Origin of the sequence: Plasticicumulans sp. (genome assembly GCF_035331805.1) — a bacterium.
Classification (GTDB): domain Bacteria; phylum Pseudomonadota; class Gammaproteobacteria; order Competibacterales; family Competibacteraceae; genus Plasticicumulans.
The window spans coordinates 1-3,034 of record NZ_DAOLKE010000394.1 but is presented as its reverse complement, the minus strand read 5'-3'; the positions used below and the strand labels follow the sequence as shown (position 1 = coordinate 3,034).

The 3,034-nt window shown below is 71.9% G+C and carries 3 protein-coding genes; all 3 read right to left on the bottom strand.

The features are described from left to right. Positions 1 to 64: 64 nt before the first annotated feature. On the bottom strand, positions 65 to 1,399 hold the full coding sequence (tssK, locus tag PKE44_RS17390) for a type VI secretion system baseplate subunit TssK (RefSeq protein ID WP_324553784.1): 1,335 nt from the start codon (positions 1,397 to 1,399) through the stop codon (positions 65 to 67). A gap of 49 nt (positions 1,400 to 1,448) precedes the next feature. Beyond that, the gene (gene tssJ, locus PKE44_RS17385; protein WP_324553782.1) at positions 1,449 to 1,913 is read right to left on the bottom strand and encodes a type VI secretion system lipoprotein TssJ; all 465 of its coding nucleotides are present in this window, start codon (positions 1,911 to 1,913) and stop codon (positions 1,449 to 1,451) included. An 85-nt stretch (positions 1,914 to 1,998) separates the two neighbouring features. Then, the coding region (tagH, locus tag PKE44_RS17380) for a type VI secretion system-associated FHA domain protein TagH (RefSeq protein WP_324553780.1) at positions 1,999 to 3,034 on the bottom strand (1,036 nt) is incomplete at its 5' end.

Below are 3,034 nucleotides of genomic sequence, written 5' to 3'. Positions count from 1 at the left end.
GTCGCCGCCGAGACCGGCGAACGGATCGTTCGGATCCACCATGACGGATGCTCCTGCCAGTGGCTCAGCTGCGGATCGCCCAGAAGGTCAGTGCGAGCCCCGGGAACTGGCCGGCGACGTGGAATGCGAAGCCGCCGGAACTGGCGAGCGACTTCCAGAGTTCGCTCGCCGGATCGAGTTCGAAGTAGGTCAGGCCGGCGTGGTACGGAATCTGGCGCGGCGCGACCGGCAGCGGGTTGAGGCCGATGCCGGGCAGCTGGCGCGTGACCAGATCGCGGATGTGCTCGACCGGACCGATCTTGACCTGGGTCGGGAAGCGCGCGCGCAGGATCTCGCCGGGCACGTCGGCGCGCACCGCGAGCACGAAGCTCGCCTTGCCGATCAGGTTGCGGTCGGTGATGACGCCGACGTGCACGCCGGCGATGCGTTCCTGCAGCGGGATCTGGATGGCGTTCTGTTCGAGCACCATCGACAGCGCCTGGCGGATTTCGGCCATCACCGCCGCGAAGGTCGCGGCCAGATCGTCGTGGTCATAGGCCGGGAACTCGGGCGGGCGCTTGTTCGGGCGCGTGAAGGTCGCCAGTTCGCCGGCCAGCCCGAGCAGCTCGCGGTACAGCGGCTCGGGGTGCAGCGCGCGCACGCGCGCCAGATGCGTGAACAGCGGTTCGGCGCGATTGACGGCCTGCAGCAGCAGGAAGTCGGCAATCTCGGCGACGCCACCGCGTCCGGAGGCAACGACGCGCCCGGCCAGCGCCTCGGCGCGCTGGTGCAGCAGGCCCTCGATCTCGCGCACCAGCGCCGCCAGCACCGGCTGCTGCAGCGCATCGAGCACCGGCGGCACGTAGCGCTCGTCGAGCACGACGCTCTGGTCGGTCTTCTTCTCGATCACGTGCACCATGCCGAGGCAGGCGTACTCGCCGAGGTCCTGACGATCGGTCAGCAGGCGCAGGTTGTGGCGCGCCAGCTCGACCGGCGCGAGGCTTTCGAGCCCGGCGTTGTTGTCGCGCACCTCGGCGATCTCGGTGCGGTAGCGCGTGATCGCGGCATCCTCGCCATCGCGGGCGGTGTCGCGCAGGCCCGGGCGGCGCAGCGGCAGCGCCAGCACCACGCGCGCATCGCGCAGATCATCGGGCACCGCCAGCGGCGGCGGCGCGGCGTCATCATCCGGGATCGAGAACGGCGTGCCGTCGGGCAGCACGCCGCGCGCCGAGGCGATCGCGATGCGCCCGAGCGTCAGCGCCTGGCGATCGAGCGCAAGTCCCGCAAAGCCCCAGACATAGGGTTCGAGCGCGCCGCAAACGCCTTGCAGGACCCGGTCGAGATGGCGCTCCTGCTGCTGGAAGTGCTGTGGTCGCAGGAACATGCCCTCGGACCACACGACCTTGCTGTGCCAGCTCATCTGCAGACGATGCTCCGTGAAAGAGGCCTTGGAGGAAGCGGCAGCGCCGTCACTGCCCGGCGCCGACGCTCAGGGTTTTCGTGCCGGCCTGCACGCGCAGCCGGGTGGTCTGGTTGGCCGGCACCGCCAGCGACTGGCGCCAGACCGCGCCGTTGAGGTCGCGGTAGGCGGCGACGAAGCCGACGTAGCGCGCCTGCGGGTCCAGCGTGCGTTCGAAGGGCTGGCGGGCGCCGGCTTGCAGCGTGTAGTCCTCGGTGCCGAGCAGGTCGGCGCCGAGCTTCGCCTGCGGGTTGTCCCAGACCGAGAAGAAGTCGGCGCTCTGGAAGGTGCCCGGGTTCTTCAGTTCGTAGAGCCGCACGCGCAGCGGCAGCGAACCGCCGCCGGGGCCGGGATTCAGCGGCGTTGCCGCCTCGATCTGGCCGCTGATGCGGGTCGGTGGCGGCGGGGCCGGGGCGGCGCAGGCGCCGAGCAGCACGAGCAGGCCCAGGGCGGACAGGCCGTGGCGAAGGTTCATGGCACGTCTCCGGTGGCGACTGGCGATCGCGGCGAAGTGTAGGCGGCGCGAACCGGTCGGCAGGCCGGTCCGGGTGCAGGCGGGCTCAGCGCGAGCGCAGGCGGGCGATCTGTTCTTCGTAGGCGCGCACGAACTCGCGCCCGAAGAGTTCCTGGAAATCGTCCTCGGCCTCGCGGGCGATGTCCTGGTACAGCGCCGTGAACTGCTCCCAGCAGCGGGCCTTGCGGCTGCCGGGCAGCAGGCCGCCGCTGCCGAAGCGGGCTTCGAGCGTCGCGGGGTCGAAACGCCGGAACAGGTGGCCGAGCGCCGCCTGCATGCCGGCCATCATCGCCAGCTGATGCGCCTGCAAGTCCTCGAAGGCCTCGGCCACGGCGCGTTCGGGCGACAGGTAGGACTGGCTGCGCAGGGTCAGCAGCAGCGTCATCGCTTCCTCGACGTTCGGCGCGAACTTCAGCGGATTGTTCTCGATCGGCCGGATCGAGGTCTGCTGCATGCGGAACTCGCCCTTCACGTGCGAGCGGGCCCGCAGCACGGTCATCAGGCCCTCCACCATGCGCCGGTAGCTGTCGCCGAGGGCGCGCAGCAGATCGGCCTGGCGGGCTTGCGGAATCTGCAGATGCGCGAGACCGGCCCCTTCCAGCAGGGCCGCCATCAGTTCGGCCGCCGGGGCTGCAGCGGCCGGGGTGGCCGGCGCGGGTGCCGGGACTGGTACGGGTGCGGGCACCGGGGTCGGTACGGGCCCGGAGACCGGGGCGGGCGTGAAGGCCGGCACCGCAGGGGTCTCGTCAGGTGGCGGGGCAGCCGGCGGCGCGGATTCTTCGGCGAGCGGGCCGAGACCGGCGAACAGCGGATCGGGGGTTTTGGCGGCCGGGGGAATGTCCAGCCGCACCGGCGCTGCGCCGGCAGCGGCCGGGGCCGGAAACAGTGCATCCCAGTCATCGTCACTGACCGGCGCCGGCGGCACGAAGGCCTGCTGCTCGGACGGCACGTGATCCGGAACCGGGGCAGACGTGAGCGGCGCCGGCGCCAGCAGGCCGAACGGATCACCGCCGGCTTCGGCCGTCGCGGGGCCGGCCGGCGTTGCCGGCGCTGCGAAATCCGGCCGTCCGGCGCCGCCGCCG